12 protein-coding genes are annotated in these 18,220 nt (G+C 71.7%); 6 read left to right on the forward strand and 6 right to left on the reverse strand.

The window, feature by feature from the left end; translation table 11 throughout:
- Positions 1-128: 128 nt before the first annotated feature.
- Together ACOZ38_RS19390 and ACOZ38_RS19395 are read left to right on the forward strand one after the other, a co-directional pair.
- The gene (locus tag ACOZ38_RS19390; protein WP_424537045.1) at positions 129-1,196 is read left to right on the forward strand and encodes an FtsX-like permease family protein; all 1,068 of its coding nucleotides are present in this window, start codon (positions 129-131) and stop codon (positions 1,194-1,196) included.
- Positions 1,193-1,882, forward strand: a complete 690-nt coding sequence (locus tag ACOZ38_RS19395; protein ID WP_424532397.1) for an ABC transporter ATP-binding protein — start codon at positions 1,193-1,195, stop codon at positions 1,880-1,882. The genes ACOZ38_RS19390 and ACOZ38_RS19395 overlap by 4 nt, the downstream gene beginning before the upstream one ends.
- A 73-nt stretch (positions 1,883-1,955) precedes the next feature.
- Here ACOZ38_RS19395 and ACOZ38_RS19400 read toward each other — a convergent pair whose 3' ends face one another.
- Positions 1,956-2,504: a recombinase family protein gene (locus ACOZ38_RS19400; protein ID WP_424532398.1), complete on the reverse strand. Its 549-nt coding sequence runs from the start codon at positions 2,502-2,504 to the stop codon at positions 1,956-1,958.
- A 205-nt stretch (positions 2,505-2,709) separates the two neighbouring features.
- Between ACOZ38_RS19400 and ACOZ38_RS19405 the strand changes: the two genes are divergently transcribed.
- Positions 2,710-2,961 carry a hypothetical protein gene (locus ACOZ38_RS19405; RefSeq protein ID WP_424532399.1) on the forward strand — a complete coding sequence of 84 codons (252 nt, stop codon included), beginning with the start codon at positions 2,710-2,712 and terminating at the stop codon, positions 2,959-2,961.
- 53 nt (positions 2,962-3,014) lie between these two features.
- Here ACOZ38_RS19405 and ACOZ38_RS19410 read toward each other — a convergent pair whose 3' ends face one another.
- Together ACOZ38_RS19410 and ACOZ38_RS19415 are read right to left on the reverse strand one after the other, a co-directional pair.
- Positions 3,015-8,480, reverse strand: a complete 5,466-nt coding sequence (locus tag ACOZ38_RS19410; protein ID WP_424532401.1) for a carboxyl transferase domain-containing protein — start codon at positions 8,478-8,480, stop codon at positions 3,015-3,017.
- 308 nt (positions 8,481-8,788) lie between these two features.
- Positions 8,789-9,727 carry a GlxA family transcriptional regulator gene (locus tag ACOZ38_RS19415; RefSeq protein WP_424532402.1) on the reverse strand — a complete coding sequence of 313 codons (939 nt, stop codon included), beginning with the start codon at positions 9,725-9,727 and terminating at the stop codon, positions 8,789-8,791.
- A 253-nt stretch (positions 9,728-9,980) separates the two neighbouring features.
- Between ACOZ38_RS19415 and ACOZ38_RS19420 the strand changes: the two genes are divergently transcribed.
- Positions 9,981-10,409: a DUF6010 family protein gene (locus ACOZ38_RS19420; protein ID WP_424532403.1), complete on the forward strand. Its 429-nt coding sequence runs from the start codon at positions 9,981-9,983 to the stop codon at positions 10,407-10,409.
- A 141-nt stretch (positions 10,410-10,550) separates the two neighbouring features.
- Positions 10,551-11,324 carry a phytanoyl-CoA dioxygenase family protein gene (locus ACOZ38_RS19425; protein WP_424532405.1) on the forward strand — a complete coding sequence of 258 codons (774 nt, stop codon included), beginning with the start codon at positions 10,551-10,553 and terminating at the stop codon, positions 11,322-11,324.
- Positions 11,325-11,403: 79 nt separating this feature from the next.
- On the opposite strand, the gene ACOZ38_RS19430 is transcribed toward ACOZ38_RS19425, so the two are convergent.
- Together ACOZ38_RS19430 and ACOZ38_RS19435 are read right to left on the reverse strand one after the other, a co-directional pair.
- Positions 11,404-12,609, reverse strand: a complete 1,206-nt coding sequence (locus tag ACOZ38_RS19430) for an Ig-like domain-containing protein (RefSeq protein ID WP_424532407.1) — start codon at positions 12,607-12,609, stop codon at positions 11,404-11,406.
- A 302-nt stretch (positions 12,610-12,911) separates the two neighbouring features.
- Complete coding sequence (locus ACOZ38_RS19435) at positions 12,912-15,128, reverse strand: ATP-dependent RecD-like DNA helicase (protein ID WP_424532408.1); 2,217 nt, start codon at positions 15,126-15,128, stop codon at positions 12,912-12,914.
- Positions 15,129-15,241: 113 nt separating this feature from the next.
- Between ACOZ38_RS19435 and ACOZ38_RS19440 the strand changes: the two genes are divergently transcribed.
- Complete coding sequence (locus ACOZ38_RS19440) at positions 15,242-16,594, forward strand: serine hydrolase domain-containing protein (RefSeq protein ID WP_405149248.1); 1,353 nt, start codon at positions 15,242-15,244, stop codon at positions 16,592-16,594.
- 10 nt (positions 16,595-16,604) lie between these two features.
- Here the strand turns inward: ACOZ38_RS19440 and ACOZ38_RS19445 are convergent, their stop codons facing one another.
- Entirely contained in the window at positions 16,605-18,179 is a 1,575-nt protein-coding gene (locus tag ACOZ38_RS19445; RefSeq protein WP_424532410.1) for an MFS transporter, read from the reverse strand.
- Positions 18,180-18,220 lie beyond the last annotated feature (41 nt).

Consider the following 18,220-nt stretch of genomic DNA (forward strand, 5'->3'; position numbering starts at 1 on the left):
CAACGATCGCCTACCGCATCGTTCAAAAGAAGTATTTCGGCTGACCGAGTGCACGATGTGTGGAAATGCCGATGACGCGCAGGCTGGAGGAGTCAGATTTCCACTTCGTCTGCGACGGGGGACGCGCCGTGTTCGTGGCGCTCAGAGACCTACGCTTCGCCAAGGGACGGTTCGCCCTGATGGGCACCGTCGTCTTTCTCATCACCCTCCTGGTGACCATGTTGTCCGGCCTGACCGCCGGCCTGGCGCAGGAGAACATCTCGGCCGTGGAGAAGCTTCCCGCCGATCACATCGTCTTCGACAGCGGCGAAAAGCCCGCCTTCGCCGACAGCCGCATCACCGATGCCGCGTGGCAGGACTGGCAGAACGTGCCAGGCGTCACCGCCGAGCGGCTCGGCGTCTCCATGTCGAGGATCGCCTTCGGCGACGATCAGAGCGCTGGGGTGGCCCTCTTCGGCGTCAAGCCAGACGGCGAGCTAGCCGACGGGCGGCCGGTCGACACCGGCAAGGTCGTACTGTCCGCCGCGCTGGCGACCGGCAGCGGGCTGAAGTCCGGGGACACCGTGCAGATCTCCGGTAAGGACTTCGTCGTCGCCGGAACCGGGGGCGAGGCCTCCTACAGCCACACCCCGGTCGCCTGGATCAGCATCGGCGACTGGGAGTGGATGGGCCGGCAGGCCAGCGCTGACACGGTGGCCACCGTCCTGGCTCTGCGCAGCAGCGGGGCCCCGGACCTGGCCGCGACCGATAGCAGGCTCGGCACCACGACCGTCCCGTTGTCCGACGCACTCGCCGCGATCGGCTCCTTCTCCTCCGAGAACGGCTCGCTCCAGCTCATGCGCGGCTTCCTGTTCGCGATCTCAGCCCTGGTCATCGGCGCCTTCTTCACCGTCTGGACGATCCAGCGCCGCGGCGACGTCGCCGTGCTCAAGGCGCTCGGCGCTAGCTCCGGCTACCTGCTGCGCGACGCGCTCGCCCAGGCCGTCATCGTGCTGCTGCTGGGCGCGGGCGTCGGTGGAGCGCTCGGCGCGGCGCTCGGCGCGCTCGCCGAGGGCACCGTCCCGTTCGTGTTGTCCGTGGCCACCACCGTCGTGCCGGTGACGGTGATGATCCTGCTCGGCGCCGCCGGCGCCGCGCTGGCCATCCGCAAGATCACCTCTGTTGACCCGCTGATCGCGCTGGGAGCTTCCCGATGACCCTCAAGCTCACCGACATTGTCCTGACCTATCCCGACGGGGACCGTACACTGACCGCGCTCGACCACGTCAGCCTGGCAGTCGGCCCGGGCGAGTTCGCCGCCGTCGTCGGCCCGTCAGGCTCGGGCAAATCCAGCCTGCTCGCCGCCGCCGCCACCCTCATCACACCCGACTCCGGCACCGTCAGCATCGCCGGGCAGGACCTCTCCCAAGCCGGCCAGGCTAAACGAACAAAGGTGCGCCGGGACCACATCGGAATCGTGTTCCAGCAGGCCAATCTGCTGCCCTCCCTCACCGCTCTCGACCAGCTCCTGGTCATGGCGCATCTGGCCGGGGGATCTCCCCGGGCCGCCGGCATGCGGGCCCGGGAACTACTCCTGGCCATGGACCTCGCCGACAAGGGGCACAAGCGCCCGCACCAGCTCTCCGGTGGCGAGCGGCAGCGGGTCAACATCGCCCGCGCGCTGATGAACTCTCCCGAGGTCCTGCTGGTCGACGAGCCCACCAGCGCGCTCGACCATCACCGCGGCGAGCAGATCGTCTCACTGTTGGCCGAGCTCACCAAGCGCAGCAATCTGGCCACCGTCATGGTGACGCACGACCTGGCCACCCTGGCGATGGTGGACACGATCAAGACCATGACCGACGGCAGGCTCACCGAGGGAGCCGCGGTACCGGTCGCTTGACCGCGCCGGATCCGGCTGCGAGCTTTCCAAGGGGCAAGCCCTGGTAGATCCCACAACAGGTCGCCGGGGCGGTCTACCGGGCCTTGGCGTCTGCGAGGGTTTTGTGGACGACGCCGATGGAGACTTTGACTCCGGCGGCGATGGTGCGGATGGATTCGCCGCGTTCGCGGCGGGCGAGGATGTCGGCGCGTTTGTCGTCGTCGACGACCGGTCGGCGGCCGCCGACCCTGCCGCGTTTGCGGGCTGCTTCCAGGCCGTTCTTGGTCTTGCGGGTGATGTCGCGGCGGCGGTCTTCAGCCAGGGCGAGGGCCAGGGCGAGGATCAGGGAGCGTTCGGTGTGCTCGCCGGCCGCGATGCCCTCCAGCACCTTGACGCCGACGCCGCGCTGGAACAGGTCGTTGAGGACGATGAGTCCTTCGAGGAGGTTGCGGCCGGCGCGGTCGACCTCCTTGACGGTCAGCAGGTCGCCGTCGCGGATGTGGGACAGCGCGTTCAGCAGCACGGGCCGGTCGTCGGTGGCGAGCTTGCCGCTGATCTTCTCCTCGAAGACCTTCAGGCAGATCGGATCGAGGGCGTCGTGCTGCCGCTGGGTGAACGAACGCACCACGGACGGCCTGGCCACCGCCAACACCCAAGGCCGCTACGATGGCCGCCCCGCCAAATCGACCACGACACCCTCGCCATCGCCCGCCACCTGAAGATCGGCCGATCCACTCCCTACCGCGCACTTGCGGCGCAGGACGTGCCCCCGAAGCATCCAGCTAAGTTACTCGCCGGTACCGCCAACGGCTGTCCGCAGGTTCCTCTACCCCGGATTCTCCGTGGCGATGGCCGCCCTGCTCGCCGAGTTCAACGCCTACCTGGACCGAGATCACGCCGCCCCCGCGGCGGACCTCGTCGGTTACCGCCAGCACGCCGTCTGGCTCAGCCGAGACGAGCTAGTGGAGATGATCGGCCAACTGCGTGCGGCGATCGCGCCCCGGCTGGCGAATCCCCCCACGCCGGACCACACGCAATACCTGCTCAGCCCGATCCTGTTCCCGATCGAGGAACCGCCTGCCGACCCCCAGGACGGTTGAGCCGCCACCAGGGGGCCGGATCAAACACCGCACACGCCGGTGCCGGGGTGGGGTCAGCGCAGGCGGGACTCGATGGCCTCGATGATCCGTGGGCGCAGTTCCGCGGTGCGGATGACGGCGTCGACGGAGCCGACCTCGACCGCGCGCTGGATGTTGTGCACGCGGTCGAACTCCGTGGCCACCTCGCCGAGCTTCTCCGCGCGGACCGACGAGCGGAGCTCGTCGAGCTCCGCGGTCAACGCGGCGCGGACGGCACCGGAGGCGGCCGCCACGCGGGCCTCCAGCTCCCGCACGCGCGGGTCGGCCGCGGTGCGGGCGTTGACGTCGCCGGAGAACACCACCGCGGCGGCGGGGGCGCCGCCGAGCACCGAGGCGAACGAGCCTTCCAGCGCGAGCACGGTCATGTTCGGGTTCAGCGCCTTCGAGAACACCACGAACGCGCCGCCGTGGTACCGCGAGATCACGCAGAACACAATGGGCCCGCGGAAGTTCACGATCGCGCGGCCGATCTCGGCGCCGTACTCCAGCTGCAGCTTCCGCATCGACTCCGGCGAGCCGTCGAAGCCCGACAGGTTCGCCAGCACCACCAGCGGCCGGTTGCCGCTGGCCGCGTTGATCGCTCGCGCGGCCTTCTTCGACGACCGCGGGAACAGCGTGCCCGCGGTGTAGGTGTCCGGGCCGTCGGTGGGCGGGAAGCCGCGCCGCGGCACCGCCCGTGACTCGATGCCGAGCAGGCACACCGGCATGCCACCGAGATGCACGTCCTGCACGACTGCGGTCTCCGCGTCGGCCATGCCCGCCCAGCGTTCCAGCACCGGGTGGTCCTGGTCGGAGAGCGCCCGCATCACGGTCCGGATGTCGAACGGTTTCTTGCGGTCCGGGTTGGCCTCGGCGGAGAAGATCTCGCCGACGGTGGTGAAGTCACTGCCCACCACGGCATGCGGGAAGTCGGAGATGTCGCGGTCGACGGGGTCGGTGGTCTTCGCCCGCCTCGGCGCCTCCTCGCCGGGTGCGACGTACGTGTGGTCGTAGTACGACATCAGCACGCCCCGCGCGGCGGTCAGGTTCGGCGCCCAGTACTGCGCCTGCCCGTTCGGGCCCATCACCCGGTCGTAGCCGCCGATGCCGAAGTTGTCCTCGGCCGACACGCCACCGGAGAAGTCGAGCGACTGCTTGCCGGTGAGCACCATCGCCGAGTCCGGCGTCATCACCAGGATGCCCTTGGTGTGCATGAGCATCGTCGCCTCGGCGTTCCAGTACGGCTGCGCGCCGACGTTGATGCCCGCGACCACGATGTTGATCTCGCCGCCGTCCTGGGTGAACTCGACGATTCGCTTGAGCGCCGCGGCCACCCAGTCCATGTTCTCCGTGCCCGACTCCATGGAGATCCGGGCGCCTGCGGACAGCGCGTACCACTCCAGCGGCACCCGCATCCGCTCGGCCAGGTCCAGCGCGGCGATCACGCGGCGGCACTCCGGCTCCGACAGCGCGCCGAGCGACTTCGTCGGGTCGCCGAGCAGCACGACCCTGGTGACGCCCTGTGGGTGCCGCCGGGTCGGCGTGGTGACCACGCCCGCGACGATCGCCGCGGTGTTGCGCCCCTTCGGCCGGTCGACCGGCACCAGCGCGTGGCCGTCGTCGAGGTCGTGTTCGACGAAGTCGCCGAGCAGGCCGGTCAGCTCGTACGGGTACACCGTGTTGCGGCTGCTCGCGCGCAGCACCTTCTGCCGGTAGTCGTCGAGCGGCTCGACCGGCTCGTCCGACGGCTCGCCGACGGTCAGCTCGGTGCCGCCGGCGGCGCCGAAGGAGACGCGCACGGCGATCTTGGTCAGCTCGCCGGTCCTCCGGTCGCGCTGCCGCCCGATGAGCAGGATCTCCTCCAGCCCGGCGCCCGCGGTCGTCGGCAGCACGCGCCCGGCGATCATCTCCAGCTCCGCGCGGGTGATGCCGCTCGGCGGCCACACGTAGAGCACGATCCGGTTGGTGTTGAAGTGTTTCTTCGACGGTCGCCGCGACCGCGCGCGGCGGATCGAGTCGAGGCAGGTGGCGATGGTGTCCTCGGCCGTCGGCAGCGCGACCAGCCTGCCGTCGTGCTCGCGCAGCTCGGTCAGGTCGCGCACCTGTGCGAAGGCGACGAGGCGGTCGTCCGACGGGTTCTCCCGCGCCACGCACTGGAAGAGGTAGACCTCCTCGTCCGACGACGGCAGCCGGGTGAGGTCGAACTCGCTCAGCCGCTCCAGCTGCATCCGCTGCGCGATGTACGGGTGCAGGCCGCGGATCAGCCGCTCCTCGGTCATCCCGGTGGTCGACGGGCGGAACGTGAAGTGGTGGTGCATCACCGCGCCGCCGCTGCCCGCGACGGTGGCGGTGAGTCTGCGGACCTGGTTCGGCAGCGGGTGCGCGCTCACGACCTCGTGCAACGCGGCCGCCATCGCGTCGGAGTCCCCCGGCTGCATCTCCCAGGCGAGATAGATGTCGGCGTCGATGGCCTCCTCGCCGCTCGCCAGCTCCGCGAGCCCGCGAAGCGCGCTGCCCAGCGCTTCGAAGCTCACCGCGGAGGAGACCACGCGCGAGCCCGCGCGCTCGGCGACCACGAACGTGCAGCCCGCGACCTCGCTGGTGCGGACGCCGGTGAGACCCTTGTTGCCGTAGTACCGCCGGGTCAGCACCTCCAGCATGATCGCGTTGTCCAGGTCGTCGCGGACAAGCCGCTGGCCGAGCAGCCGCACCAGCGGCTCGGTGCTGCGCACCATCTCGGCGATGCGCTCGGCGCGGTCCAGCGCGTCCGGGTGCGCGTCCAGGTGGCGCAGGTGCTTGCGGACGTCGGCGTAGACGCGGGCGCGGTTGCGGCGCAGCAGCGGCTGACCGAACCAGGCGAACACCACGCCGCGCGCGAGGTCGGAGACCACGGGGAAGCGGACCTGTGTCGCGGCCACCAGCCGCTCCAGCGCGAGACCGGCGGGCTCGCGCAGTGTCTCGTCCGGCGGCGGCTCCCGCAGCCACGCGCCCAGCAACGTCGTGACGACCGTTGCGTCGGCGGACGCGCGTTGCTGGGCGAGGAAGATCCGGAACACCGCGGCTTCGAGCTCGGCGGAGGACTCCAGCTCGGTGACACCGTAGTGCCCGAGCGCCTTGGCGAGCTTGGCCTGGAACGCCTCCGGCAGCCCGGCGCGCTCGACGTCCAGGCTCTGCAGGTAGGTGTGGAAGTACTCGCGGGCGCTGTGCACGTGGCCGTCACCGCCTCCGTCCTCGCCCGCCGGCCGGTTGCGGCTCAGCTCGGCGAGGTCGGCGAACACGTCGATGAGTTCGAGCTCCTCGGCCAGCGGCCGGTGGCCGTCCTCGGTGGCCGCCCGGCGCGCGGCGAGGTAGTCGTCGAGCACCCGGCGTTCGTCGTGCGGGTCGACGTCGAAGCCCAGCAGCAGGCTGCGCAGGTCCTCCTGGCCGCGCGTGCTGCGCTCCCGCGCCGGGATCTCCCCGGGCGCGGCGGGCAGGTCCAGCTCGACGGACTCGGCGGCCGAGGTGTCCTCGGCCTCGGCGTCGTCGTCGGCGAGCGGCTCCAGCCGCATCAGCGGCGAACCGGTCTCCACCTGGCTGCCCACGGACACGACGCATTCCTTCAGCCGCGCCTTGAACGGCGCCCGCAGCACCGTCTCCATCTTCATGCTCTCCAGCACCAGCACCGGCGCGCCCGCCTCGACCTCGGCGCCGACCTTCAGCGGCGTGGCGACGACCAGCGCGGGCGCGGGCGAGCGGACGACGCCGCCCTCGTCGCGGGTGACCCGGTGCGTCACGCCGTCCACCTCGGCCAGGTGGATCGGCCCGTGCGTGCCGGTGAGCAGGCGGTACCGGGTGCCGTTGACGACGATCTGCCCGGTGTGCCGGTCGAAGCGGTCGAGTTCGACTTCGGCGGTGCGGACGACGTCACCCGCTTCGACGCCGACGCGGAACCGATGCGCGCCGACCCGCGCGACGCGCACACGGTAGCCGACGCCACGCAGCTTGAGGTCCAGCGGTCGGCCGCTCTCGTGCTGCACCTGCGGGCGTCCGCCGAACGCCGTCGACAGCAGCCGCTGCCGCTCGACGCGTTCCTCCTCCTCGTACGCCTCGATGGCGGCGGCCGTCAGCGCGACGGCGGAGTGCCGGTGCGAGACGAGCCTGCCCTCGCCGCGGACGCGGTCGATCCAGCCGGTGTCCGCGCTGGCGTCGATCACCTCGGGCTGGTCGAGCAGGTCGAGCACGAAGCTCTTGTTCGTCGCGCCGCCCTCGATGATCACCGTGGTCTGCGCCATCGCCCGGCGCAGCCTGCCGAGCGCCTCGTCGCGGTCTCGGCCATGGGCGATGATCTTCGCGATCATCGAGTCGAAGTCGGCGGGGATGATGTCGCCCTCGCTGACGCCGGTGTCCACGCGGATGCCCGGCCCGGCGGGCAGGTCCAGCCGCACGATGCGGCCCGGGGAGGGCGCGAAGTCGCGGTCGGGGTCTTCGGCGTTCAGCCGGGCCTCGATGGCGTGCCCGCGCTCCACCGGTGGCTCGCCTTCGAGCCTGCCGCCGGACGCCACCCGCAACTGCGCCTTGACCAGGTCGAACCCGGTGGTGGACTCGGTGATCGGGTGCTCGACCTGCAGGCGGGTGTTGACCTCGAGGAACGAGAACAGCCTGTCGCCGGGGTGGTAGAGGAACTCGACGGTCGCCGCGCCGCGGTAACCGACCGCGATGGCCAGCCGTTCGGCCGACGCCTTGAGCTCGGCTGTCTGCACAGGACTGAGCACCGGCGACGCCGACTCCTCGATGACCTTCTGGTTGCGCCGCTGCACCGAGCAGTCGCGGACGCCGAGCGCCCACGCGGTGCCCTCGCCGTCAGCGATCACCTGGACCTCGACGTGCCGGGCACCGGTGACCAGGCGCTCCAGGAACAGGATGCCGCTGCCGAACGCCCGAGCGGCCTCCTGGCCGGTGCGCTCGTAGGCGTCGGCGAGCTCGGCCTCGTTGGTGATCACGCGGATGCCGCGCCCGCCGCCGCCCGCGGTGGCCTTCAGCATCAGCGGGTAGCCGATCTCGGCCGCCGCCGTCAGGGCGGCGTCCAGGGTCTCGACCGCACCGCGGCTCCACGGTGCGACCGGCACGCCGACCTCCTCGGCGATCAGCTTCGAGCCGATCTTGTCGCCGAGCTTGCGCATGGCCTCCGCGCTCGGTCCGACGAAGGTGACTCCGACCTGCTCGCACAGCTCCGCGAACGCCGGGTCCTCCGCGACGAAGCCCCAGCCGACCCACGCGGCGTCGGCCCCGGTCTCCACCAGCGCGCGCTCCAGCACCTTGAGGTCGAGGTACGGGCGCGCGGACGCGGGACCGAGATCGTAGGACAGGTCCGCTTCGCGGACGAAGGTGGCCGTGCGGTCGATGTCGGTGTGCAGGGCGACGGTCTCGATCCGTGTCCCGGTCTCCGCGGCGATTTCCCGTACGGCGTGGATGAGCCGCATAGCGGCCTCACCACGGTTGACGATGGCGACACGTTTGAACACCCGACCGAGCCCTCCTGTAGACCAGCAATGTGCGCGCCGCGACACGGCGGCCCCTGCAGTGTTCACCTTTCCCTGTAACGGCTCGCAGCGGCATGTCGCAGACAGTGCAGGCTACGCTGCTCCAGTTGTGGAGAACGACCAAAAGCCGTCGGCCGCCCGCGCCTGACCAGGCAGGTGCGAACGGAGCAGCGGCGCGCTTCGCCGCACTTCGACGGTGACACGAAGCAGGGCTCGATGCGCGGTCGCCTTCCCCTGCCGGCCCTGACCAGGTTCGCGGCGTGGGCCCGGCCCACCGCGACGACGCGAGCTCAGCGGAACGTGCGCCGGTAGGTGTGGGGGCTGACGCCTGTGACGCGCTTGAAGCGGTCACGGAAGGCGGTGGAGGAGGCGAAGCCGACCTGAGTGCCAATGCGTTCGACGGTGTGGCCGGTGGTCTCCAGCAGGTGCTGGGCTTGGCGGACGCGGGCGCGGTGCAGCCATTGGAGCGGGGTCGTGCCGGTCTGCTCCCGGAAGCGGCGCATCAGCGTACGGGTGCTCATGCCGGCGTGGGCGGCGATGTCGGCCACCGTCAGGTCGCGGGCCAGCGAGGCCTGCAGCCAGGTGAGCAGGGGCTCGAGCGCGGAACCTCGGGTCCTGGACGGGAGCGGCTGGACGATGAACTGGGCCTGCCCGCCTTCCCGCTCCAGCGGCATGACCGACAGCCGGGCGGCGTCGGCCGCCACGGCGGAGCCGTAGTCACGGCGGATCAGGTGCAGGCACAGGTCCAGCCCGGCCGCGGCACCCGCGGAGGTGAGGATCTGCCCGTTGTCGACGTAGAGGACGCCGGGGTCTACCTCGATGTCCGGGTATGCGGCGGCCAGCAGGTCGGCCGCGGCCCAGTGGGTGGTGGCACGCAGGCCGCCGAGCAGTCCGGTGGCGGCCAGAGGGAAGGTGCCCGAACAGATGGAAGCGATGCGGGTGCCGTGGGCGGCGGCGGCCGTGAGGGCGTGGTGGACGGCCGGTGACAGCGGTCCCATCGGGCTCGCGGTGCCGGGGACGATGATCGTGTCGGCGCCCTCCAGCCCGTCAAGCCCCCAGGGGGCGCGCAGGGTGAACGCGCCGGCGTCCACCTCCGGACGCTCGGCGCAGACGCGCACCTGGTAGCCGGGACGGCCGTCCGGCAATCGCGTACGGGTGAAGACCTCGATCGGGGTGGACAGATCGAAGGGAATCACCTGGTCGAGCGCGAGGACGGCCACAGTGTGCATGGCGGAACGTTACCCCTCCGCGTATATCCCGCCAAGGCTCTGGATCTGCTGCCACGGAGGAGTCTGCTGGTCAGCCGTATGGCGGTATCCCGGTGATAGGTGTCAGAAATGCCACTGGGAGGTGAGTCGGCGGCCGGTTAGCGTCGGTGGCGCTTTCCAACATCGACGAGAGAAGGAACATGCACCCGTTCGTCTCCCCCGGCACCGGCCCGGCCCAGGTACGCATCGGCTTCCGGCGCGCGGGGGCGATCGGATGATCATGAACGTCGTCCCGCCGGTGCTGATCGGCCTGCTCTACGCCGTGGTGACGTCGCTGATCCGCGAACCGCACCGGCGCCGCTTCAACGCCGTCATGGTGGCCGGGGCGGGAGCCGCCTACCTCAGCGGCGGCGGCCTGGGCGGTTGGGAGTTCGCCTTCACCGCCGCCGCCACCTACTGCGCCTACCGGGGGCTGGAGTCGTGGACGTTCATCGGCATCGGCTGGCTGCTGCACACCGCATGGGACGTCCTGCACCACCTCAAGGGCAACCCGATCATCCCTTTCGCCCATGACTCGTCCCTCGGCTGCGCCATCTGCGACCCGGTCATCGCCCTGTGGTGCCTCCGCGGCGGCCCCTCCCTCGCGGACCTCATCCGTACCCGGCGGGGACCGCTCAACCGGTCTCCAGGCGGCGCGGCATGAGGCCGTCCGGTTCGGCGCCGCGCGCCTCTTCGTCGAGCCGAGGGCGGCGCGCCGGATGCGGCCGGATAATTCGGTGGAGCGGGCATCGGCAGGGCGGGTAGCGTCGGGCGCCGTAGACGAGGGCACTGACCGGGAGGCCGCGTGCGGGTTTTCGACGACGCCGACATCGAGCGATTCATCGAGGAGGGGTTCCTGCCGCTGCGCGAGGCCTTCCCGCGGGAGATCGCCGACCAGGCGCGGGCGATCCTCTGGGACAAGATCGGCCTGAGCCCCGACGACCGGTCAGGATGGACGCAACCAGTGATGTGGGCGGCCGACGAGACCGGCGAGGGCCCGTTCAGGCCGGCGATCGACTCGCCCCGGCTGCGCGCCGCCTATGACGAGCTCGCCGGGCCGGGCCGCTGGCTGCCCCGGGGCGCCGTGGGCAACTTCCCCATCCGCTTCCCCGGCCTGCCGCCGGCCGACGACACCGGCTGGCATGTGGACTCCTGCGTCCCCCGGGCCGACGGCTCGTGGGGGGTCGCGCTGTACCCCCACACCATGCTCCTGCTGCTGCTGTTCTCCGACGTCGGCCCCGATGACGCGCCCACCCGCATCCGGGTGGGGTCGCATCTGGACGTGCCCGGGGTGCTGGAGCCGTACGGCGCGGCGGGGCCGGACTTCGCCGGTCTGTACCCCGCGCTGGTGGACGCGAGCGCCGCGCGCCCGCTGGCCCTGGCGACCGGCTCCGCCGGAGACGCCTTCCTGTGCCACCCGTTCCTGGTGCACGCCGCCCAGGCCCACCTCGGTACGGTGCCGCGGTTCATGTCGCAGTGCCCGCTGCTGCTGAAGGAGCCGCTGCGGCTCGACCGGCCCGACGGCGCGTACTCGCCCCTGGAACTGGCCGCCAGGCGGGGGCTCCGCCCCGCCGCCTAGGCGTGCCCGGCCCGCAGACCACGACGGCCCGCCGGCAGTGAGCCGGCGGGCCGTCGCATGAGCTGGGTCGCGGATGGCCTCAGGCGTCGAGCGCGCTGCCCTTCTTCCACTGCTTGAACGGAAGCTGCCAGTAGCCCCAGCCGTTGTTCCACTCCAGCGCGCGGTTCGTGCCGACGATCTTGACGACGTCGCCGCGGTGGAAGTTGTCGTAGAACCACTTGGCCTGGTCGGGGCGGGCGTTGACGCAACCGTGGCTGACGTTGGCGCGGCCCTGCGAGCCGACCGACCACGGGGCGCTGTGGACGTACTCGCCGCTGTTGGAGATGCGCACGGCGTGGTCGACGATCTCCTTGTAGTAGCCGGGGTCGCCTTCCTTCTTCCCGGGGGAGATCATGGTGACCGGGTTGCCGCGTTCCATGGTGAGGTGGACGCCGTTGGTGGTGGTGTACTCGCGGGAGGTGGCCTTGCCCGCGCTGATCGCCATCTTCTGGACGACCTTGCCGTCCTTGCGGACGACCATCGAGTGGCTGCGCGTGTCGACGCTGCTGATCCACGCCGCGCCGACCTTCATCGTGGTGGCGTAGTTCTTGACGCCGTACATGTCCTTGCCGGCGCGCACGCCCTCCAGGCGGGCGGCGAACCGCACCTTCTGGTGGGCGGGCCAGTACTTGGCGGGCCGGTAGATGACCAGCGAGTCGTCGATCCAGCGCCAGGCGCCGTCGACCGGCTTCTGGGCGGTGACCTCCAGCGACTCCTCCACGGCCTTCTTGTCGCCGACCGCCTGGCTGAACCTCACCATGATCGGCATGCCGACGCCGACGGTCTCACCCTTGAGGTTCGGGGTGATGTCGGCGATCCGCAGCTCCTGGGCGGGCTTGAGCGTGGTGAAGGTGCTGGTCACCTCGGCCGGGCCGCCGTCGCCGCCGGCCTTGACCGAGACGGTGTAGTCACTGGAGGGCTTCAGCGGGCCCTTGGAGACCCACTTGGTGCGCGCGGCGTCGAACTCGCCCTTGAGGGTCTTGCCGCCGGCCTGGACGGTGACCTCCTCCAGCTCCCCGTTGCTGGCGGTGACCACGACGCGCTTGTCGGGACGGACATTGCCGGCGCCCTTCGCCGGGCTGATCTTGATCAGAGGGGCGGGCGTCGCCGGCGCGCTCGTGCCGCCCCCGCCGGGGCCCGACGAGGAGGGCCCCGCGCCGCTGGAGCACGACACCATCAGCAGGCCGGCGGTGACCACGGCCAGCCCGGCGATCGGAGTCCTCAGACGATGACGAAAGTCCCGCACAGACCTCTCCCCCACGGCGGCAAAGTGCAATGAAAAAACCCTAATAGGGATTGCCACCCGAACGTACATCTTTTGGGCGAGATAGATCACATTTCGGTCACCTTGAACTGGGAATGCGGACCAGGAAAGCCATCCGAGGCCGTCAAGAAGATCCAATGGGATTGTCAGCGTATGAGCCGGTCAAAGGGTGCACATGCGCGTGCGCGGATGGTGTTCACGCGGGAAACCGCCCCGTCTCGTGAACCGGCCGGCGGCCGGGCACGGACCCGCCACCGGGCCGGTGTGGGAGACCCCGCTCCCGGTCAGCCCTGGCTGAGCCGGTGGGTGAGGCTGGTGTGCCGGCGCCCCGCCCCGCGCGTCCGTACGGCCTGGGCCAGCGCGCGGCGCGAGCCGACGAGCACCACGAGTTTCCTGGCGCGGGTGACCGCGGTGTAGAGAAGATTGCGCTGCAACATCATCCACGCGCTGGTCGCCAGGGGGATCACCACGGCGGGATATTCGCTGCCCTGCGAACGATGGATGGAGACGGCGTAGGCGTGCGCCAGCTCGTCCAGTTCGTCGAAGGCGTATTCGACGCTCTCGTCCTCGTCGGTGAGCACGGTGAGTTTGCTTTCCTCAGGACGCAGGTCGGTGACGACGCCGACGGTGCCGTTGAACACCCCGGCGACGCCCTTGTCATAGTTGTTCCGCAGCTGGGTGACCTTGTCGCCGATCCTGAACACCCGGCCGCCGTAGCGGCGTTCGGGCATGCCCTCCCGGGAGGGGGTCAGCGCCTCCTGGAGCGCGTTGTTGAGGTTTCCGGCCCCGGCCGCGCCGCGGTGCATCGGGGCGAGCACCTGCACGTCGCGGCGGGGGTTGAGGCCGAACTTGCGCGGGATGCGCCGGGCCACCACGTCGACGGTGAGCGCGGCGATCTCCTCCGGCTCCTCGCAGGGGAACAGGAAGAAGTCGCCCATGCCCGAAAGGGCCGGATGCAGGCCGCTGTTGATGCGGTGGGCGTTGACCACCACCCCCGACTGCTGGGCCTGGCGGAAGATCTGCGTCAGCCGTACCCGGGGGAGGGTGCCGGCGGCGAGCAGGTCGCGCAGCACCTCGCCCGCGCCGACCGAGGGCAGCTGGTCGACGTCGCCCACGAACAGCAGGTGGGCTCCGGCCGCGACCGCCTTGACCAGCTTGTTGGCGAGCAGCAGGTCGAGCATGGACGCCTCGTCGACCACCAGCAGGTCGGCGTCCAGCGGGTTGTCGCGGTCGAAGGTGGCCTCGCCGCCGGGGCGCAGTTGCAGCAGCCGGTGCACGGTGGTGGCCTCGTGGCCGGTCAGCTCGGCGAGCCGCTTGGCGGCCCTGCCGGTCGGGGCGGCCAGGATGACCTTGGCCTTCTTCGCGCGGGCCAGGGTCACGATGGAGCGCACGGTGAAGCTTTTGCCGCAGCCGGGCCCGCCGGTCAGCACGGCCACCTTGGAGGTGAGAGCCAGCCGTACCGCCTCGGACTGCTCGGGGGCCAGGTCGGCGCCGGTGCGGGTGCGCAGCCAGTCCAGCGCGGCCGGCCAGTCGACCCTGTGGAAGGCGGCGAGCCGGTCGTGACCGGAGTCCAGCAGGCGACGCAGGCCGCCCGCCAGCGACAGCTCGGCGCGGTGGAACGGCACCAGGTAGACAGCGGGCACCACGCCGTCGCCCGCCGGGACGTCCTCGCGGACCACGCCCTCGGCGGCGACCAGCTCCTCGAGGCAGCTGCTCACCAGCTCCGGCGGGACCTCGAGGATCTTCACCGCGTCGCCGACGAGGTTGGGCGCGGGAAGGTAGCAGTGGCCCCCGTCCGCCGCCTGCGACAGGGTGTACCGCAGGCCGGCCTTGACCCGCTCGGGGCTGTCGTGCGGGATGCCGACCGCCTGGGCGATGGTGTCGGCGGTCTTGAAGCCGATGCCCCACACGTCGTCGGCCAGACGGTACGGCTCGTTCCGCACCACCGCGATGGAGCCGTCGCCGTACTGCTTGAAGATGCGCACCGCGATCGAGGTGGACACCCCGACGCCCTGCAGGAAGATCATCACCTCTTTGATGATCTTCTGTTCCTCCCAGGCGGCGGCGATCATCTTGGTGCGCTTGGGGCCGAGCCCGGGCACCTCCACCAGCCGCGCGGGCGCGGTCTCGATGACCTCCAGCGTCTGGACCCCGAAATGGCCGACGATGCGCTCGGCCATCTTGGGGCCGATGCCCTTGACCAGCCCGGACCCGAGGTACCGCTGGATGCCCTGCACGGTGGCCGGCAGGACCGTGGTGTAGGACCACACCTCGAACTGCCTGCCGTACTTGGGATGGGAACCCCACCGGCCGGTCAGGCGCAGGCTCTCGCCCACCTGCGCGCCGAGCAGCGGCCCCACCGCGGTCACCAGGTCGGCGCCGCCCCGCTCGACGGCCACCCGCGCGATGGTGTACCCGGTCTCCTCGTTGGCGTAGGTGATGCGCTCGAGGACGGCGGACAGCTCGACGCCGGGGGGACGGCCTGCCTCCTGGGTGGTCATGGCCGGTATTCTCCCGCAGCCCGCGCGTACCCGGGCGAGGGCAGGCCCTGGACGATCCCCGGTAATGTGTCAGCTGTTTCCAAGCGGCTTACCGATTCGGGGAGGGCGGCCGGATGCCGGCGGTTCTGGAGGGTACGGCTCGCGCGCTGCTGCGCCGCGTGGCCATCGAGCAGGCCGAGACGCGGATGCCCTCGCTGGCCGCCATGGTGCTGCGCGACGGCGAGCCGGTCTGGTTCGGCGCCCGGGGCAAAGCCGAGGGCGCCGCCCCCACCCCCGCCACCCAGTACCGCATCGGCTCGATCACCAAGACCATGGTCGCCGTGCTGGTGATGCGGCTGCGCGACGAGGGCCTGCTCGACCTCAACGATCCGCTGTCCAAGCACGTCGCCGCGACCCCGGTCGGCGACGTCACCATCGCCCAGTTGCTCTCGCACACCGGAGGGCTCACCGCCGAGCCGCCCGGCGGGTGGTGGGAGCGCACTCCCGGCGTCGAGATGGACGCCCTGGCCGGGGCCCTGGACGTCCAGACCGCCCGCCACCGTCCCGGCCGCCGGTTCCACTACTCCAACCTCGGCTTCGCCCTGCTGGGCGAGCTGGTCGCGCGGCACCGCCGGGCCGGCTGGGCCGAGGCGGTGCGGGCCGAGATCCTCGAGCCGCTGGGCATGCGCGACACCACGACCCGCCCCCGCGAGCCGCACGCCCGGGGGTACGCCGTGCACCCGTGGGCCGACGTGCTGCTGCCCGAGCCCGAGCACGACGCGGGCGCCATGGCCCCGGCGGGGCAGCTGTGGTCCACCCCCGCGGACCTCGCCAGGTGGGCGGCGTTCCTGTCCGGCGGCGACGACAGGGTCCTGCGCGGCGCCACGCTCGCCGAGATGCGCGAACCCGCCGCCGTGGAGGACGCCGACACCTGGAGCGTCGGCCACGGCCTGGGCGTCCAGCTGCTGCGCCACCGGGGGCGGCGCCTGGTCGGGCACGGCGGGTCGATGCCGGGGTTCCTCGCCGTGGTCTGGGCGGACCCGGCCGACCGGGTCAGCGTGCTGGCGATGGCCAACGCCACCTCGGGGCTGCGCGCCTCGGTGGCCACCGACCTGCTCGACATCCTGGACACCCACGAGCCGCCCATGCCGCGCGAGTGGGCGCCCTCCCCCGCCGACGCCGACCTGCTGGAGATCACCGGCCCCTGGTACTGGGGGCCCGCCGCCTACCTGCTGCGCCTGCTGCCCGGGCGTGACGTGTCACTCACCCCCGTGGGCGGCCCAGGCCGGGCCTCCCGGTTCGCCGCGCAGGCCGACGGCACCTGGCTCGGCCTCGACGGCTACTACGCCGGGGAGACCCTGCGCCTGGTGCGCCGGCCCGACGGCTCCCCCGGCCACCTCGACCTCAACACCTTCGTGTTCACCCGCGAGCCGTACGACCCGGCGGCGCCGGTCCCCGGGGGCGTGGACACCTCCGGCTGGCGCTGACCCCCGGCGCTCACCCGGGCGTACGCGCGTGCGACTCCCGGCCGCTTGGGGGTACGTGCCGGAGCAGGGCCAGGGTGAGGACGGCGGTGCCGAGCAGCAACACGGCGCTGCCCCAGGCGGCCACGTGCATCCCCGCGGTGAAGGCCTCGCGCGCGGCGGCGAGCAGCCGGGCGTCCAGCGGGCCGGCGAGGTCAGAGGCGGCGGTGAGGGCGCCCGCGAGGGTGTCGCGGGCGGCGGCGGCCGCCTGGGCGGGCACACCCTCGGGGACGGCTCCGGCGATGTGGGCACGGTAGACGGCGGTGCCGAGGCTGCCGAGCGTGGCGATGCCCAGGGCGTAGCCGAACTCCGAGCCGGTCTCGTTCATCCCGGCGGCGAGGCCGGCCTTGGCGGGCGGGACCGAGCCGATGACCAGGTCGAGGCTGAGCACCACCATCGGCCCGCCGCCGAGGTTGGTCAGGGCGAACCCGAGCGCCACCGCCACCAGGCCGTGCTGCGGCCCGGCCTGGGTGATCGCCAGCAGGCCTGCCACGCCGACGGCCATGCCCCCGCTGATGAGGTAGGCCGGGCGGACGCGGCGGGCGAGGATCGGGGACAGCAGGGCGCCGGCGATCGAGGTGGCCACCGCCGGCAGCATGGCGAGCCCGGCCCGCAGCGGCGACAGCCCGGCGACCAGCTGGAAGTACTGGGTGATGAACAGCATGATCGCGCCCATCAGCAGGGTGCCCGCCATCATGCCGCCCATGGCGGCGCTGAAGGACCGGTTGCCGAACAGCCTCAGGTCCAGCAGCGGATCGGCCAGCCGTCGCTGCCTGCGGGCGAACGCCACCCCGAAGGCCGCGCCGGCCAGCACCGCCGCGACGGGCAGGACCTGCAGGCCGTCCCTGGCCAGCTCCTTGAGGCCGTAGATGGCCGGCAGGATCGCGGCCAGGGACAGCGCCACGCTGGTCAGGTCGAGCCGGCCCGCCGCGGTGTCGCGGTACTCGGGCAGCAGCACCGGGCCGAAGACCAGCAGCAGGCCCATCGCCGGCACGCCCAGCAGGAACACCGACCCCCACCAGAAGTGCTCAAGCAGTGCCCCGCCCACCAGCGGGCCGACGGCGGCGCCTGACATGAAGCACACCATCCACACGCTGATGGCCACGGCCCGCTGCCGGGGGTCGCGGAACATGTTGCCGATCAGCGCCATCGTGGAGGGGGTCATTGTCGCCCCGGCGACCCCCAGCAGCGCCCGGGCCGCGATCAGCATCCCCGGGCCGGTGGAGTACGCCGCCAGCACCGAGGCGGCCCCGAACGCGGCGGCGCCGATCAGCAGCAGGCGGCGGCGCCCGATGCGGTCGCCCAGGGTGCCCATCGTGATGAGCAGCCCCGCCAGCATGAACCCGTACACGTCCATGATCCACAGTTGCTGGGTGGCGCTCGCGCCGAGGTCCTCGCTCAGCCGGGGCAGCGCCAGCAGCAGCACGAACACATCGATCGAGACCAGCAGGGCCGCCAGTGCCAGCACGCCGAGCCCCACCCACTCCCGCCGCCCGGCCCGAGAGCCGGTGACGCGCGGATCCGCCGTGGTCGCGGTATTGGTATCCATGGAAAGACCGCTCCTGTTTCGAGAGACGGCGAGGCGCCCCG

This window comes from Sphaerisporangium viridialbum (genome assembly GCF_049674955.1).
In the GTDB taxonomy this organism is placed as follows: domain Bacteria; phylum Actinomycetota; class Actinomycetes; order Streptosporangiales; family Streptosporangiaceae; genus Sphaerisporangium; species Sphaerisporangium viridialbum.